We start from the raw sequence: 15,433 nt of genomic DNA on the forward strand, positions 1-15,433 counted from the left end.
TGTGTGCTAGACATATTTGTCCAGATACCCGATTTTTTAAAAAAGTCGGGTGTCTCAAGATTTAAATGGTGTCTTCTATGATTTATTCTTTATTAGTGCCGATTTGTTTTGTATCTGCTTGGAGTATAATTATCCTTGTTGCTTGGAGTTTGTGGAATGCAGCGCGGGATACAGTCAACACCGCTAAACAAATGCATCAAATCCCTTGTTCAAGCTGCCAATATTTTACAGACAACTATCGCCTCAAATGTACAATTCATCCATCTACTGCTAATACCGAAGCCGCAATTCACTGCTTAGATTATCAAGGCAAAACAGATTCAATGCTTTATTAGCAAAGCATAATCTAATTCATCAACAATCATCAACAATAAAACTGTTTTAGAGACGTAGCAATGCTACGTCTCTACCTTATAATCCTAAGTTTTCAAACTTTAAAAAGGTTTGGGGGTTTAATTCCCCAGCAATCAACCACGGCAGCGCGTTTTGTTTGCGAGTCTGTCTTACAAACTTTAACGGAGGGACAGCCCCCGTTAAGCTTGCGCTAAATCCCCGTTACAAAACATACTTGTTACTCATTACTCACTACTCATTACTTGTTTTTTAAGCTTGCCGAGATTCAATAGTCCTTGTCAAATGTTCAATCGCACCTGTCAAACGTTCCTGTGCAAGCACAGTAGGTTCTGGTGGTGCTTCTGCTGCTTCCACTTCTTCTTTACGCTTCATTTTTTGAATTGCTTGAATTGCAATAAACAAAACTAGCGCAATTATGGCAAAGTCAACAATTGAGCCTAAAAATAAACCTAATCTCACACCATCTAAAGGTGCTTTCGTTGCTGGATCAAATTTTGTTGCATTAAAAGCAATATTTCGCCAATCACTACCGAAAACCTTTAATAGGGGGTCTACAAAAGGCATCACAATATTTTCTACCAAGGATGTGACGATTTTACCAAATGCAGCACCAATGACAACACCCACCGCCAAATCCACTACATTACCTTTGAGAGCAAAATCTTGAAAATCTCTTAAAAAACCACTTCTTCTTGTTCTTGCCATAGCCCTATTAATCTGATGTCAAAATGTTACTCGCATGTTTTTATCCGGTTAACAATAATGATTTTGCTAACCGAATTTAAACAACTTATTAGTAAGTAAGGATATATTACCAGGGTTTTTCGATAAAAACTTATAGTTAGCATCAACTTAAACACTTAAACAACGAAGGTTCAAATTAAGCTTGATACAAAATCTATATGCATATCAAAATTGGTTTGTCAAACTATTGATGCTTGGTTCATCATTGATAAGATGAAGTAAAAGAAAAGCCCTTCAAACTAAACCGATTTATGACTGCTGCCGCAAAAACAACTAATCCGGATTTCACTTCACGCTTAGTAAATGGTGTGCTTAGTATCAAACCACTAGCGAACTTTGCTAAACACCAAGCACGGCAAATGATGATTAAACGTGCTGAAAAAATTGGTGTACCCTGGACTCAAACAGTGGAAAGTCTCAAAGCACGGGATTGGCAAGGTGATTTAACCAAAGTTAAAAATACTCAACTTGATTATCCTGAATATTACCTCACCTCATTTCATGCCTATGAAAGCGGTAACATGAGTTGGCTGGCTGCCTTTGAAGTGGAACCAGCAGCCTATGCTGTCCATGCAAAAATCTGGCAAGGTGCAGGTTCAAATGGTGATACCCAACTTCGTCAAAGTTATCACGACATTCTCAAAAAACATCTTCCCAATTCACCACAAAGTATCTTGGATATGGGTTGCAGTGTGGGAATGAGTACTTTTGCTCTACAGGATTTATATCCAGAAGCAAGTATCACAGGTTTAGATTTATCACCATATTTCCTTGCAGTTGCCAACTACCGCACCCAACAACGTCAAGCAAAAATAAGTTCAACAAAAATTAATTGGGTTCATGCTGCGGCAGAATCTACAGGTTTACCGGATGCTTCTTTTGATTTAGTTTCCATTTTCTTGGTGTGTCACGAATTGCCCCAGTCAGCAACCAGAGAAATATTAGCTGAAGCACGGCGAATTCTGCGTCCTGGTGGACATTTGGCAATTATGGATATGAATCCCAAATCTCAAGCTTTTACTCAGTTGCCACCATATGTATTGACTCTTCTCAAAAGTACTGAGCCATACTTAGATGAGTATTTTAGTTTAGATATAGAAGAAGCGATTATAAGAGAAGGCTTTCAAACACCTTTAGTTCAAGCTAATAGCCCTAGACATCGGACAATTATTGCCCAAGTAAGTGACTGATTTTACTAATTATTTATGGGTGATCGCACCTGTATTATTGCTGCTAGCTTTTTACTACTGGCGAATTTATCCAATTCCATCATTCAAGCGATCGCTCTTTTATTTTAGCGCCGGAGTTGCGTCGGGTATAGTTGCTCTCAATTTACAAATTGGATGGGGAATCCTCGCAAATTCCTTATTTAATTGGCAAAGATTCACACGCAACCTGTTTGGGGCAACTTTACGGCAATTTATCGAAGTTGCACCCATCGAAGAAGGTTGTAAGCTAGCAGCAATGATGCTAGTTATATATTTATTGAGGAAGCTAAATCCACCGTATTCCAGTCATATATTCTTCTATGCGATCGCACTTTGTCTAGGATTCACAACTCAAGAAAACTATCTTTACCTCAGTAACGGTACCGCATCAATATTTGAACGAGTTATCGGTACACCGTTTCACACTTTATTTTCTGCACCTTGGATATATTCAATTGCTTTGTGGACAACATTCACTGATGTCAATCCCACCAACAGTAGGGGTTTAGCATTACTAAATCCCTTAATGCCATATCGTCAACTAATTCTCCCTGCATGGTTAAACTCCGTCATTTGCCATGCTTTTGTAAACTTACTGGCAACAGCCCCAATTTACTCACCATCCCTAAGTTTTCTTAGTTACGGCTTATTCCCATTTTTATTATGGATGTTTTGGCGACTGGAACAGTTCTTCAGATTAATCCAGGGGAAACCCCCCATAATTTTGGTTTCTGGACATACACCACAACATCGTTACTGGCAAAGGGGTTTAATTCTATTTGCCCTAATTTTAGGTGGGAATGCCATCTTTGGCATGTTTTTATTGTGGCAAATAGTTAGTCCGTTGATTGAGAGAAATATTTTTGACCAGCAAATCCTAGTATTTATCCTGAGTCGTACCAGTTTAAATCTAGTTTTTGCTCTCATTGCAGCGGGAATATATCGCTATTTGTTACCTAAATTAAGACGGTAAAAGTCCATCTAAACGGTTTCAAAGTCTCTCTCCTTGCAGGAGAGAGATTTAGAGAGAGGTCAAATTTAACCTTAAACTGTAGCCAAAATAGGTTGATTAGCTGTATTCCCCACGTTATTCACTTCTGAATCAGTGCAGTAAATTTCACAAGAATTATTTGGACTTTCAATCAACTTAATTTTGTACAGTGTTGCGCCAATATTTTGAACAGGCGATCGCATAACATTACTAATGTACAAAGCGATGTTTTCTGCTGTGGGGACAACCTCAGCAAAGAAAGCAATATCCTTATTCAGGAAGCTATGATCGAAAGGTTTAATCACAAACTCCTCAATTGCTTCGTTCAAAGCCCCTAAATCCACTAACATCCCAGTCCGCTGATCGATTTGACCTTTAACAGTCACCTCTAAATGATAGTTGTGTCCGTGACCATGTGGACGCGCACATTTGCCATAGATATTGGCATTTTCCTCATCACTCAAACGCGGATGTGCCAAACGGTGTGCAGCACTAAAATGAGTACTAACAGTCAAGTAGCTTTCCATACCATTTCCCATATAATCAGCCCAAAGTTCTGGATGTTCAAATAATTGCACGCGCACTACAGGTAAATGCGGACTCAACTTTTGCCAAATTACCCGTGCGATATTTTCAGTCGTTGGCAAAGTCTCTTTAAACTCCGACCAAGTATTATTCAGAAAAGAATAATCTAACTGACTAGTAACTTCCTTCTTAATTACATGTTTGACATCAGACAAGTTCAACACCATCCCATATTCATCCACCTCCCCCAATAGGGAAATAAATAAAACATAGTTGTGTCCGTGTCCGGGAAACTTGGAACATGCACCAAATTTCTGAAGATTTTCGGCTTCGCTCAATTCCGGTAAGTAGTAGTAGTGACTTGCAGAAAATTGAGCGCGGCGATTAACAATGCATTGCATGGGTATCCTGGCAGCAAAATGTAAACTTTCTTAATATTTTGCTAATACCAGGATAGAACAATTTGGGTATCTGTTGCGACGAGTTTTTCCCACTATCCCTAATTTTATCTGATTTAATCCATTCACAATCATCGTTATACCCTGGTTTATAGTCAGTATGCGAAGCTTGCGCGACCTAAATCGTTTGCTATTTAGGTTTAAGGCTGACACATCAATATTAAACAACTTCCCTAGCTCAACTTCATCCAAAGTTCACAACTTGATTTTCGGCGTTGCTGATTTGATGTCAGAAAATAGTTTTGTCAGATGCTAAAAGCTGCATTAGGCGCTCTATAACTCAATTTATACAAAAAGCGGCTAGAAACTGGACTTCCTAAATCGCTATAGCGCCTTTGGGTTAGATTTAATAGCTAATAGCTAAAGGCTAATCGCTTGAAGTATAGCAAAGCCTGATTTCATTTTACCTAGCACAAACTTATTGGGTAAAGAATTTAGAACTTGTGTATACGGTAGCATCACTTTCGGTAAATTCTTTGCAATATTTCTAAAAATGTCCGGAAGCCGAAACTACTTGATTTATCTACCTTTAGAGAAAATTTAGATATATTCAGTATCGATTTAATAGGTGTTGCACCAACCAAAAATTCAGAACTTTATGTCTAATTAAGTTCAATTACTTAGATAATATCCTGCTTTTTTCATAGATAGATATACTGAAAAATTGCGGTTTACTCGCAGAAAAATCGTTTTTTAGTCTCAAAATCAAGATTAAATCAATTATTTTTTTACCTCTATACAATTATTAAATTAATCGACTAACTTAGGTTGAACGAGACGGAAATCCGAGTTTAAATCCAAACTTTAATTACCAAAATATATCTGTGAGAAGGATCATGAAAAAATCTACATTAGCAGCAAAAGCAATCGTTACAGCTACAGTTGGAATTGGTTTTGTTTCAGCTATGCCAGCAGCTAACGCAGGATCTCTTATACCTAACCGCGAGGGTGAAATTAAACTGACAAACATGGCATGTGTTGTTAGTTCTAGTGATTGTATCGATACTCAACAAGAATTTGGTTATAGCGTCACTAGTTTAGCTTACAAGTCCTATGCAACCCAAGCTGATAAAGATGCTAATAAATTAACAACATATAGAGCCAGCCGTTTATTTGTTGACAAAAGTGTAACTGCTAATAGTTGGCTTGTTGGGAATAATAATACGCGTGGGATTGAATTTAAAACTCAAGATCTTGGAACCAACACGAATAAGGATGAGCTTTGGTTGCGTCCTGTTGCTTATGATGCATCTAACAGGACTCGGGAAAATGGTCAGTTAGAAGTTGGTCTTTTCCGATTTGATTTCAATCAAGCTATTGACAAGCTAGTCTTTAATGTATTTGATGTTGAATCTGCCATGAAGAGCGGTATTACAGCAATTAACGGGAAATCAATATCCCAGTTCTTCCAAAATACAGGAAACAATGGTTCAGAAAAAGTCACACTCAAAAATGTTAAGTCTTTAACCATGCAGATAGGCTACACTGGCTATGACTCAGGGTTTGAAACTGGAGATGGCGCAAGATTAGCAGGTCTGCAAGCAGTTCCTGAATCTAGCACAACCGTGAGTTTAGGTCTTTTAGCTTTAGCCGGGATGTTTGGTGTAAGTCAACGTAAAAAAGCATCGAAACTAGCTTAATCTCAGGTGTGAGTAGTTAGTAAAGTACTCACACAACAATAGCAAATACATTTGAATCCGGTTTCTAATAAATTTAGGAACCGGATTTTGCTGCTTGCAATCAAACCTGTACCCAATGGGAATTATGCTTCTCGTACATCAAGGTGCCATAAAGCGGTATATTCATTACAGTTAGAGTCTTGTGTTGATAGTGCCTAAAATCATTGCAGTTCTAAATGGTAAAGGGGGAGTCGGTAAAACAACCACCGCAATTAATCTAGCGGCTACTTTTGCAGAAACAAAAAAAGTACTTTTGGTAGATGCCGATATTCAAGGTTCTGCTAGTTGGTGGTTTGGACGCAACCAAAACGGTATGGGGTTTGACTTGTCTCAAGAAACAAATCCCCAACTTTTGGGTGGCTTACGCCAAATAAAAGGTTACGATTTAGTTATAGTTGACACTCCTCCAGCGTTGCATTCCGAAGCCTTAAAATCTGTTGTAGCGATCGCAAATTATCTAGTCCTCCCTACACCTCCAGCACCGATGGATTTAACTGTATTATTTGAAACAGTTAAAACTGCAGTTATCCCAGTGGGAATACTATATCGAGTGCTGCTAACAAAGGTTGATACAAGGAGTCTAAATGAAGTGCTAGAAGCAAAAAATATGATCAGACACTTGGGAATTCCTGTATGCGATACCTTTATCCGAATTTATAAAGCTCATGAAAGAGCAGCCCTTGAGGGCGTAGCAATTACCCAGTGGCGAGGGAAAAACCAACATGAAGCAGAGTCTGACTATCGCCGCGTAGTAGAAGAAATACAACAAGATTGGAGAGAATAATGGCTAAACGTCGTCTAACTGATTTAATCCCAGAAGAAGCCCAAAAAGTGACCATACCAAGTGACGAAAATGTCATTGAAGTTACTGCAACTCCAGTAACAGCAAGCGAAGTAGAAGTCAATGCAGAAGTCAAAGCAGAAGTCAAAGCAGAAGTTGAAAAAGAGGTAAAATCTCCAAAAGCCGAAGTCGCAGCAGTCGAAAAAACTGTAAATAAAGAGTTAGAAGCACAAATCAAAAAACTTCAAAGCTCATTAGAAAAATCAGAGAAAGTAGAAACTGATTTACGCGAACAAATTACTGATTTAGAATCCAAGCTTTTACAACAGAAACAAGCCGCTGATAAATTCAAAAAGGAACTAAGCGAGGCGAAAAAAGCAGCAGTACATCTAGCTGATGCCAATTCCAAACTGATTGAGGAAATTGACCTTTTCACACAGGAAAAAGCCGCTTTAGAAAACGAAAGGCTCAAATTAGAGTCTGAAAAAGTCGAAGCCGAAAAAGCCAAACAGGAAAAACCAACACCATCACAAATCCAAAAACACAATCAACAAGAAATTAGTAAATCACTTGCATATAGAAAATCACATCATTCAGTAGATAAATTACCTAATTTTGCTCCACCAGAAGAACCGGATGATTCTATGCAAATGTGGTTACTTGATTAGTAACAAACTCAGCAGATCATTATGGCTATTGTGTGTAGTAGAATAACTAAAACGAACACATAATAGTAACTATGATTGGCTTCTAGGTATGCAAAATTTAATAATTAAAGTAGAATAATTGGCACCAATCCTGTAAAAATCTATAAAATCGATATTAAACATTAGGCTGTAGCGTTTCTCATGTATAATTTCTTGCCAATTGCTTACTTTGAAAATAAATTTATACCTTTTGCCGAAGCGAAAATATCAATAGCAACTCACGCTCTACATTACGGAACTGGTGCTTTGGGTGGGTTGCGTGGGATACCTAATCCCCAAGATCCAAGGCAGATACTATTATTTAGACTAGACCGTCACTGTCAAAGATTAAGCACCAGTGCCAAATTCCTTCACTATGATTGTTCGGCAGAAAAAATCCAAGCGACTATTATTGATTTTATTCGTAAAAACCAGCCCACAAATTCCTTTTATATTCGTCCCTTCGTTTATACAGCAGATTTAGGAATTGCCCCCAGGTTACATAATATTGAAAAAGACTTCTTCGTCTACGGAATTGAATTAGGAGAATATTCATCTCCAGAGGGTGTAAGTTGTCGATTTAGTTCTTGGTATCGACAATCGGATGTTAGCTTCCCATTGCGAGGCAAAATTAGTGGTGGTTACATTACATCATCATTAGCAAAGACAGAAGCTGTGGAATCTGGTTTTGATGAAGCGATAATGATGAATTCCCAAGGTAAGGTTAGCGAAGCTTCTGGGATGAACATTTTTATCGTGCGGAATGGGGAAATGTTCACACCTGGATTCGATCAAGATATTTTAGAAGGAATCACCCGTGATAGTGTGATTACCATTGCAAGGAATTTGGGAATTAAGGTGACAGAAAGACCAATTGATAAATCAGAACTAATTATATCTGATGAGGTCTTTCTATGTGGGACAGCCGCAAAAGTCACCCCTGTAAACAGAATTGAAAATTTTGAGTTACCTACAAATCGCCCAATTACAAATAAACTGCGTGAGAAATTCACAGCGGTTACAGAAAACCGAGATTTGAAGTATCAAGATTGGGTGTTTTCAGTACCCTTAGATTAAATTCAATACTCCCTGAATTGTGTTGATGTAGCTTCCGTTTGCACTTAAATCTACGGTATACACACAAGTCGGTAAATCCTTCACTCCGCCTGTTGTTGAAAATCCCAGTCTCACAGCAAAAGCCCATTGAAATGGACTAAAAATCAAAAATATTCAGTCATCTTGTAGATGACTTTAGGTATTAGACGACAGTTTCAACCGTTGGTGAGCGTGGGATTATAGACTTGTGTGTACATCCTAGGCTAGCGTGGAGGGTGTACTTAATTTGCTTGGAAAACGCTATAGCCAGTTTTATGAATTAATTATCCTTCGCTGCAAATAATAAGAAAATATGGGATACAAAATTCTTGTTAAGAACACAATTAAAACCAGAAAACGTTTGTTCATCTTGATTTTTCTCTCTATCTTTGGAAGCACATTTTATTTTTTACTCAATAGATTTGGGCTGTTGATGCCTTTGTCAGAATTGCCATCTATAGTTTGTTTATCCCCTTGCAAACCTGAGAAGTCTATTCATCCGCTGATACAGGGTGATCAACTTCTAAAATATAAGCAACCATTGCAGGAAATTTTGGGAAGTAATGTAGTGCTGGATAAGGTTTCAATACTTGTTGAAAAATCGAAACATAGGTTAACAGTATTTTATAATCTTCAACCTATTAAATCTTATCCAGTAGTTTTTGGTGCTAATGCCAGAGGTGATAAGTTTTACGAAGGAGATAAGAAAACGCCTGAAGGAGTTTTTCATGTTCGTAATCTCTACAATCATCCAGACTGGTCAAAATTTATATGGTTAGATTACCCAACTTCGCAATCGTGGCGTGAAAATTTTCAGGCTAAGTTGGCAGGTAAGATAAATTGGTTCCTTCCGATTGGTGGTGAGATAGGTATTCATGGTGTACCAGCTGGGCAGGATAATTTAATTGAGCAGCGTTCAAACTGGACTTTGGGGTGTGTTTCCCTGAAGAATGACGATGTTAATGAAATTTATCAATTTCTGAAAATTGGAAGTCTCATTGAAATCGTTCCTTGAAGTCCTGCATAATCCTGTTGCATTAGGATAAGGTATTAGCAAAAAATAAATTATTAAAAAAAACAGCCGTACTTTACCGCACCAAATACATAATATAAAACCTACAGAATACTGCCTTAGTTAAGAGTCATTATTTTTAGTTAAGTTTTGTTGTCACTTACTAAACAAATAATCAAAGTTGTTTATCCTAATTTGATTCCAATAGCCTAGCTGAAGGGATATTACTATCTTTGATACAAATGTAAGTCCTCTGTGGTCTGCCATAGAGTTTAGAGCTACTGAATTTATTTATGAAGAAAAATAAATGCCTAGTAACCTTGTTAAATCACCGGCTTTTTAAGGGTGGGGATTCCTCCTGCCTCCTGCCTTCTTCCTCTTGCCTCCTTAAATACTTTCCTGTTTACGAAAAGAGACTCAAAAGTATAGAAAATCTTAACTTTTCTCGATTTTACTATAATTATCAATATCTACAGCAGAAGTGATTATGGCTGAGAATCATTACTTCAAATAAAAAGTATTGCTTGTTACAGAAAAGCTATAAATCTATAATTACACTGAAAGTCCAATTTAATAAAATACACCCTAACCTAACTATAAAGATACCGTTCTCAATGTATTCATATAAGGGATCAGATAACTTCAAAATATTGGCTATGTAAAACAACGGTTAATATACCTGAAGTTATATGCTAAACATAGTTCATAAGAGGATAATAGAAAAGTCGGTAATAATTCTTTCAAGCTGTGTATTGAAGTTATTGTTTAAAATTTGTAATTGAGTTTAGTCAGGACATTAAAGACATGGATGCCATTTGTAGCTCTCCCAAACTGGAAAAAGTAACACTAAGAGATATTGAAATACCAGTTGTGCAAAAAATTCGCTGCCCAAACTGCGGCAGTGAGGGCGAAAGACATTACATTTCCCAAAGTCAAATAACTCGCACACAATGTCCTTCCTGTGACTATCTGATGGTTAGTTGTACCCGTACAGGTAAAGTTATAGAAGCTTATGCACCAGGAATTAATCCTCGTAAATAACTAAGTTTGTTAAGTGAGGAGTCTTGACTTGAAAGTGGATGTAGTATTGACCGAGATAATAATGCAGCGACAAATATAAAAAATAGAGCGCTAGGGCATTCCGTTCTTAAAGCCAAGAGTCTCCTAAGCAATAGCCGGATTGTATTGGAAGCCTATACTTCTACTTCGCAGTAAGTGCAGGAGATGTCACGATTTGTTGACTCGAAGTTGTCCACAAGCTGCGTCAGCTTCTAAACCACGGGAATAACGAACACTAACTGTGATGTGTTGTTGTTGCAGAATCTGGACAAAAGCATTTATGCGATCGCTTTCGGGGCGCTGATAGTCAACTTCGTTGATGGGATTGTAGGGTATGAGGTTGACATGATTTTGGAAACCCCGCAGCAACCTAGCTAATTCTGCTGCATGTTCGGGTAAATCATTCACACCAGCTAAAAGAACGTATTCAAAAGTGATTCTTCTGCCAGTAATTTCTACATACTCACGGCATTCAGCCATTAAATCGCCGATGGGGTAGGAATTAGCGCTGGGTATAAGTTGTTGTCGTAGTCGTTGATTAGGTGCGTGAAGACTAACAGCTAGAGTTACTTGGAGATGATGTTGGGCAAATTGACGAATGCGATCGCGTATCCCCACAGTAGACACAGTTAGGTTACGCTGACCAATACCCACATCTTTATTTAGGCAATGAATCGCTCCCAAAACATGATTAACATTGAGTAGCGGTTCCCCCATCCCCATAAATACAATATTGCTGACTCGTTCCTTAAAATCTTCCTGCACTGTCAAAACTTGGTCAACAATTTCTGCCCTAGTTAGATTTCGCTTAAATCCACCTTTACCAGTGGCACAAAAATCACAAGCCATTGGACAACCAACCTGAGTCGAAACACAGACAGTTAGCCTATCCAAATTACTAGCATCACCAGTAGGGACATTTTTTCCCCATTTGAAATTGGGAATTCCCACGGTTTCCACAATTTCACCATCTGCCAACTTGAGGAGATATTTCACCGTACCATCACGCGCTTGAGACCGGAAATGTTCGGTAGAACGACCTACTGGAACTTCAGCTATTTGCGATCGCCACTGCTTGGGAAGTACAGAAATTTCACTAAGCGATCGCGCACCCTGATTATAAATCCAGTCGTGTATTTGTTTCCCTCGATAAGCAGGTTGTCCCTGCTGCTGAACCCACACACCCAACTCAGCCACTGACGCACCCAATAAGGGGGGAATGGCAATTTCCGAGACGTGGGGAACTGCTGCTGATGAATCACTCATAGTCGAAGGGGAATTTACAGACATGGAACTTAATGTATGCCACAGAATCTAACTGAATCTATATGTTATACCATCCTTGCTTGTCTTTCTCATCTGCAAAAATTAACCAAAAGTAGCACCATTCCAACCCCACATATAACCTTTCGCATCAGCAAACTCGATATAAATGCGATTTTTCGGAACACCCAAAACCTGATTAATTTCCTGACAAAAATCCTGACTCATTGCTTGGGTTTGTTCCGATTTCATGCTACCAACACTTTTAATCTCCACATAGCAAGTCGGTTCAGTAGTACCAGCAAAAGTCATCGGCACCTCAGATTCAAACGCCGTCATCACATAAGACTCTGGTTTTCCTGTATGCTTGGCTAACTTCGCCGAAAGACTTTTCAGGATCACCTCGACATCAGATTTGGCTGGGGCGGTAAGTGAAGTCTGAATTTTAATTAAAGGCATAATTTTATTTATTATATTGGGTTGGAAAATCTAACTTTCAGTTTAATTTTAATCAAAAACAGGACTTACGCAAGGACTATGTAGTTACGTCATTCCGACTCCTATTTAGCTATAATAATTCAAAAGCAAAAGGCAGGTGTGATTATGCAGGCTATTTTCTGGACTGTAGAAGAAGTTGCCCAAAGAGCTAATCAATTTTATGAAAATGGAATTCGCCAACAAGTAGAGCATGGCGAGAATATTGGCAAAATGATTGTCATTGATGCTGAGACTGGCGAGTATGGAATTGATGAAATTGGTGTGGAACCAATGCTAGCGCTAAAGCAAAAGAATCCAAACGCTAGATTATTTATGATGCGAATAGGTTATAATGCCGCATTTAGCTTTGGTGGGACTATGGAGCGTACAGTTGAATGATTTACGGACGATTGATAGGTGGTAAGGCAACAGTTCCAGTAATTTTTCGTTTACCTGAGCAACCAGATTTTTCATTGGATTTTGTCATCGATACCGGATTCAATGGCTATCTTACCTTACCACCACAAGCAGTTAATGCAATGAATCTTCCTTCGCGTGCTAATACACCTGGAACATTAGCTGACGGCAGCCAAGTTTTATTCTCCATACATTTAGCAACGATTGTTTGGGACAATATAGAAAAAATAATCCCGATTTTAGCCTCTGCTAATCAGCCTTTACTGGGAACTGCAATGATGCAAGGATATCATCTAGAGATAGATTTTGAGGACAATGGTTTAGTCTCGTTAGAAAAAATACCATTTTCTATGTCATCTTAGTATCTTTAGCACCGCAATATAATCGCAACCCAACAATATTGACCGGGAAAATCAAGAAACTTACAACAGCAAAACAGGAAACAGAAATTATTCCCAAATTTGAATTATAAAGTTGACAAAAAAAAGCCCTCTCTGCTTTGAGAAGGCTTTTTGAAGATTAAAAAATAATCTTAGTAATCGAAATCTCCACCCATACCGCCGCCACCACCAGCAGGAGCAGCATCTTTAGGTTCAGGTTTGTCAACAATGATGCACTCAGTTGTCAACACCATACCCGCGATGGAAGCCGCGTTTTGCAAAGCTGAACGGGTTACTTTTGCTGGATCTACGATACCAGCTTCAAACATGTCAACGAACTCGTTGGTAGCAGCATTAAAGCCAACGTTGAATTCTCTTTCCTTCACACGTTCAGCAATTACTGCACCGTTTTGTCCAGCATTTTCAGCAATTCTCTTTAATGGAGCAGCCAAAGCACGAGCAACAATCAAGGCTCCAATTAGCTCTTCATCTTTGAGGTTGCTTTGTGCCCAATCTTCCAAAGCAGGGGAAAGGTGTGCCAAAGTGGTACCACCACCAGGAACAATACCTTCTTCAACCGCTGCCTTAGTAGCGTTGATTGCGTCTTCTAAGCGCAATTTCTTATCTTTCATTTCAGTTTCGGTAGCAGCACCAACTTTTACAACTGCTACACCACCAGATAATTTAGCAAGGCGTTCTTGAAGCTTCTCTTTGTCATAGGAAGATTCGGTTTCTTCCATTTGACGGCGAATTTGTTCGCAGCGAGCTTTCACAGCTTGATCGTTGCCTTCAGCAACAATAGTGGTGCTATCTTTGGTGATGGTGATGCGGCGAGCCTTACCCAGCATATCTAGCTTGGTGGCATCAAGTTTCAAGCCTGCATCTTCGGTGATTAATTGACCACCAGTTAAAACAGCAATATCTTCTAACATTGCTTTGCGGCGATCGCCAAAACCAGGGGCTTTAACAGCAGCAACGTTGAGAACTCCACGTAAGCGGTTGACAACCAAAGTTGCCAAAGCTTCTTTCTCAATATCTTCCGCAAGAATTACCAAGGGACGACCAGAGCGAGCAACTTGCTCAAGAACAGGTACCAAGTCTTGAACTAAAGCTATTTTCTTGTCAGTCAATAACAAGAAAGGCTCATCAAATACTGTTTCCATCCGTTCTGCATCGGTAGCGAAGTAGGGGGAGATATAACCCTTGTCAAAACGCATACCTTCGGTGATTTCTAATTCGGTGGTCATGGATTTTCCTTCTTCCAAGGAAATCACACCTTCTTTACCCACCTTATCCATCGCCTGGGCAATCATGTCACCCACTTCTTCGTCGTTACCAGCAGAGATTGCTCCTACTTGTGCGATCGCTTTCGAGTCTTCAACGGGACGAGCTTTGGATTTGATTTGCCCAACTAAATAATTAGCTGCTTTGTCAATTCCGCGCTTCAACAAAATCGCATTGGCACCAGCGGCAACGTTGCGTAAACCTTCTTTCACCATCGCGTGTGCCAAAACTGTTGCTGTAGTCGTACCATCACCCGCAGCATCGTTAGTTTTGGAAGCTGCTTGACGAATCAAAGCAACGCCAGTGTTTTCTACGTGGTCTTCTAATTCAATTTCTTTAGCAATTGTGACACCATCATTAATGATTTGAGGCGCACCAAATTTCTTTTCTAATACTACGTTGCGACCTTTAGGACCGAGGGTGACAGCTACCGCTTCAGCCAAAATATCCATACCCCGTTCCAGTGCGCGACGGGCGTTTTCGTTGTAAATAATCCGCTTTGCCATAATAATCTTACCCAGTGCTGATGTTCAGTGATTGCTTAAAATATGTCAGTTGTCAGTTAACTAAAACTATGAGACTACTGCAAGAATGTCTTTCTCAGAAAGTAATACGTATTCGTCGGTACCCAATTTGATATCGGTTCCCGCATATTTCGAGTAGAGAACTTTGTCTCCAACTTTCACATCCATCGATTGACGACCACCATCATCTTTGATTTTGCCGTCGCCAACGGAAACAACTTCTCCCACTTGGGGTTTTTCCTTTGCGGTGTCGGGTAAATATAAACCACCAGCGGTTTTTTCTTCTGATGCGCTGACTTTAACGAAAACGCGATCGCCTAAGGGCTTAACTGTAGATACGCTTAAAGATACTGCTGCCATATATAACTTGTGCCTTCTTAGCACTCTCAACTCCTGAGTGCTAATTTAACGAAATAAAGTCCCCAATGGCAATCAATAGAGGTGTACGGGTTCCCGAACTAAGGGAAAACCTTCACCTTTTACTTTCCTGAGTCAA

Annotated in this window: 17 protein-coding genes and 1 pseudogene; 12 read left to right on the plus strand and 6 right to left on the minus strand. The window is 39.1% G+C overall.

The window, feature by feature from the left end:
* Positions 1-77: 77 nt before the first annotated feature.
* On the plus strand, positions 78-335 hold the full coding sequence (locus tag CAL6303_RS26800; protein ID WP_015200979.1) for a hypothetical protein: 258 nt from the start codon (positions 78-80) through the stop codon (positions 333-335).
* Between the two features lie 268 nt (positions 336-603).
* On the opposite strand, the gene mscL is transcribed toward CAL6303_RS26800, so the two are convergent.
* Complete coding sequence (mscL, locus tag CAL6303_RS26805) at positions 604-1,059, minus strand: large conductance mechanosensitive channel protein MscL (RefSeq protein WP_015200981.1); 456 nt, start codon at positions 1,057-1,059, stop codon at positions 604-606.
* A gap of 290 nt (positions 1,060-1,349) precedes the next feature.
* Here mscL and CAL6303_RS26810 point away from each other — a divergent pair, with 290 nt between their 5' ends.
* Both CAL6303_RS26810 and CAL6303_RS26815 read left to right on the plus strand, forming a co-directional pair.
* Entirely contained in the window at positions 1,350-2,288 is a 939-nt protein-coding gene (locus CAL6303_RS26810) for a class I SAM-dependent methyltransferase (RefSeq protein WP_015200982.1), read from the plus strand.
* Complete coding sequence (locus CAL6303_RS26815; protein ID WP_015200983.1) at positions 2,281-3,279, plus strand: PrsW family glutamic-type intramembrane protease; 999 nt, start codon at positions 2,281-2,283, stop codon at positions 3,277-3,279. Before CAL6303_RS26810 ends, CAL6303_RS26815 begins: the two co-directional genes overlap by 8 nt.
* A 71-nt stretch (positions 3,280-3,350) precedes the next feature.
* On the opposite strand, the gene CAL6303_RS26820 is transcribed toward CAL6303_RS26815, so the two are convergent.
* Positions 3,351-4,223 carry a 6-carboxytetrahydropterin synthase gene (locus CAL6303_RS26820; protein ID WP_015200984.1) on the minus strand — a complete coding sequence of 291 codons (873 nt, stop codon included), beginning with the start codon at positions 4,221-4,223 and terminating at the stop codon, positions 3,351-3,353.
* Between the two features lie 893 nt (positions 4,224-5,116).
* Between CAL6303_RS26820 and CAL6303_RS26825 the strand changes: the two genes are divergently transcribed.
* The 7 genes and pseudogenes from CAL6303_RS26825 to CAL6303_RS31310 all read left to right on the plus strand — a co-directional run.
* On the plus strand, positions 5,117-5,920 hold the full coding sequence (locus CAL6303_RS26825) for an LEVG family PEP-CTERM protein (RefSeq protein ID WP_015200985.1): 804 nt from the start codon (positions 5,117-5,119) through the stop codon (positions 5,918-5,920).
* Between the two features lie 190 nt (positions 5,921-6,110).
* The gene (locus CAL6303_RS26830; RefSeq protein ID WP_015200986.1) at positions 6,111-6,743 is read left to right on the plus strand and encodes a ParA family protein; all 633 of its coding nucleotides are present in this window, start codon (positions 6,111-6,113) and stop codon (positions 6,741-6,743) included.
* A complete protein-coding gene (locus CAL6303_RS26835; RefSeq protein ID WP_015200987.1) occupies positions 6,743-7,408 on the plus strand; it encodes a hypothetical protein in 666 nt (221 codons plus the stop codon). Before CAL6303_RS26830 ends, CAL6303_RS26835 begins: the two co-directional genes overlap by 1 nt.
* A gap of 180 nt (positions 7,409-7,588) precedes the next feature.
* Positions 7,589-8,503: a branched-chain amino acid transaminase gene (locus tag CAL6303_RS26840; RefSeq protein ID WP_015200988.1), complete on the plus strand. Its 915-nt coding sequence runs from the start codon at positions 7,589-7,591 to the stop codon at positions 8,501-8,503.
* Between the two features lie 331 nt (positions 8,504-8,834).
* On the plus strand, positions 8,835-9,536 hold the full coding sequence (locus tag CAL6303_RS26845; RefSeq protein ID WP_015200989.1) for a L,D-transpeptidase family protein: 702 nt from the start codon (positions 8,835-8,837) through the stop codon (positions 9,534-9,536).
* 858 nt (positions 9,537-10,394) lie between these two features.
* Positions 10,395-10,574 (plus strand): hypothetical protein, encoded by a 180-nt coding sequence (locus CAL6303_RS26850; RefSeq protein ID WP_041740962.1) that lies wholly within the window; start codon positions 10,395-10,397, stop codon positions 10,572-10,574.
* 36 nt (positions 10,575-10,610) lie between these two features.
* Positions 10,611-10,748, plus strand: a pseudogene (locus tag CAL6303_RS31310) (RNA-guided endonuclease TnpB family protein); the annotation flags it as partial.
* 12 nt (positions 10,749-10,760) lie between these two features.
* Here CAL6303_RS31310 and rlmN read toward each other — a convergent pair.
* Together rlmN and CAL6303_RS26860 are read right to left on the minus strand one after the other, a co-directional pair.
* Complete coding sequence (gene rlmN, locus CAL6303_RS26855) at positions 10,761-11,882, minus strand: 23S rRNA (adenine(2503)-C(2))-methyltransferase RlmN (RefSeq protein WP_041740014.1); 1,122 nt, start codon at positions 11,880-11,882, stop codon at positions 10,761-10,763.
* Positions 11,883-11,960: 78 nt separating this feature from the next.
* Positions 11,961-12,314 carry a phenylpyruvate tautomerase MIF-related protein gene (locus tag CAL6303_RS26860; protein ID WP_015200992.1) on the minus strand — a complete coding sequence of 118 codons (354 nt, stop codon included), beginning with the start codon at positions 12,312-12,314 and terminating at the stop codon, positions 11,961-11,963.
* A 144-nt stretch (positions 12,315-12,458) separates the two neighbouring features.
* On the opposite strand from CAL6303_RS26860, the gene CAL6303_RS26865 reads away from it, so the two are divergent.
* Entirely contained in the window at positions 12,459-12,731 is a 273-nt protein-coding gene (locus CAL6303_RS26865) for a hypothetical protein (protein WP_015200993.1), read from the plus strand.
* Positions 12,728-13,111, plus strand: coding sequence for a clan AA aspartic protease (locus CAL6303_RS26870; protein WP_015200994.1), 384 nt, complete (start codon positions 12,728-12,730; stop codon positions 13,109-13,111). The genes CAL6303_RS26865 and CAL6303_RS26870 overlap by 4 nt, the downstream gene beginning before the upstream one ends.
* Before the next feature lie 170 nt (positions 13,112-13,281).
* On the opposite strand, the gene groL is transcribed toward CAL6303_RS26870, so the two are convergent.
* The gene (gene groL / locus CAL6303_RS26875; protein WP_015200995.1) at positions 13,282-14,919 is read right to left on the minus strand and encodes a chaperonin GroEL; all 1,638 of its coding nucleotides are present in this window, start codon (positions 14,917-14,919) and stop codon (positions 13,282-13,284) included.
* A gap of 66 nt (positions 14,920-14,985) precedes the next feature.
* A complete protein-coding gene (groES, locus tag CAL6303_RS26880) occupies positions 14,986-15,297 on the minus strand; it encodes a co-chaperone GroES (protein ID WP_041740016.1) in 312 nt (103 codons plus the stop codon).
* Positions 15,298-15,433: the final 136 nt, after the last annotated feature.

The sequence above is a fragment of the Calothrix sp. PCC 6303 genome (assembly GCF_000317435.1).
Lineage (GTDB): Bacteria > Cyanobacteriota > Cyanobacteriia > Cyanobacteriales > Nostocaceae > PCC-6303.

Bases quoted from the DNA above. Each gene is read 5' to 3' on its own strand.
- CAL6303_RS26860 (WP_015200992.1), bottom strand. From the start codon at position 12,314: ATGCCTTTAATTAAAATTCAGACTTCACTTACCGCCCCAGCCAAATCT.
- CAL6303_RS26825 (WP_015200985.1), top strand. From the start codon at position 5,117: ATGAAAAAATCTACATTAGCAGCAAAAGCAATCGTTACAGCTACAGTT.
- groL (WP_015200995.1), bottom strand. From the start codon at position 14,919: ATGGCAAAGCGGATTATTTACAACGAAAACGCCCGTCGCGCACTGGAA.
- CAL6303_RS26820 (WP_015200984.1), bottom strand. From the start codon at position 4,223: ATGCAATGCATTGTTAATCGCCGCGCTCAATTTTCTGCAAGTCACTAC.
- CAL6303_RS26800 (WP_015200979.1), top strand. From the start codon at position 78: ATGATTTATTCTTTATTAGTGCCGATTTGTTTTGTATCTGCTTGGAGT.
- CAL6303_RS26810 (WP_015200982.1), top strand. From the start codon at position 1,350: ATGACTGCTGCCGCAAAAACAACTAATCCGGATTTCACTTCACGCTTA.
- CAL6303_RS26835 (WP_015200987.1), top strand. From the start codon at position 6,743: ATGGCTAAACGTCGTCTAACTGATTTAATCCCAGAAGAAGCCCAAAAA.
- mscL (WP_015200981.1), bottom strand. From the start codon at position 1,059: ATGGCAAGAACAAGAAGAAGTGGTTTTTTAAGAGATTTTCAAGATTTT.
- CAL6303_RS26845 (WP_015200989.1), top strand. From the start codon at position 8,835: ATGGGATACAAAATTCTTGTTAAGAACACAATTAAAACCAGAAAACGT.
- CAL6303_RS26840 (WP_015200988.1), top strand. From the start codon at position 7,589: ATGTATAATTTCTTGCCAATTGCTTACTTTGAAAATAAATTTATACCT.
- CAL6303_RS26870 (WP_015200994.1), top strand. From the start codon at position 12,728: ATGATTTACGGACGATTGATAGGTGGTAAGGCAACAGTTCCAGTAATT.
- CAL6303_RS26865 (WP_015200993.1), top strand. From the start codon at position 12,459: ATGCAGGCTATTTTCTGGACTGTAGAAGAAGTTGCCCAAAGAGCTAAT.
- groES (WP_041740016.1), bottom strand. From the start codon at position 15,297: ATGGCAGCAGTATCTTTAAGCGTATCTACAGTTAAGCCCTTAGGCGAT.
- rlmN (WP_041740014.1), bottom strand. From the start codon at position 11,882: ATGTCTGTAAATTCCCCTTCGACTATGAGTGATTCATCAGCAGCAGTT.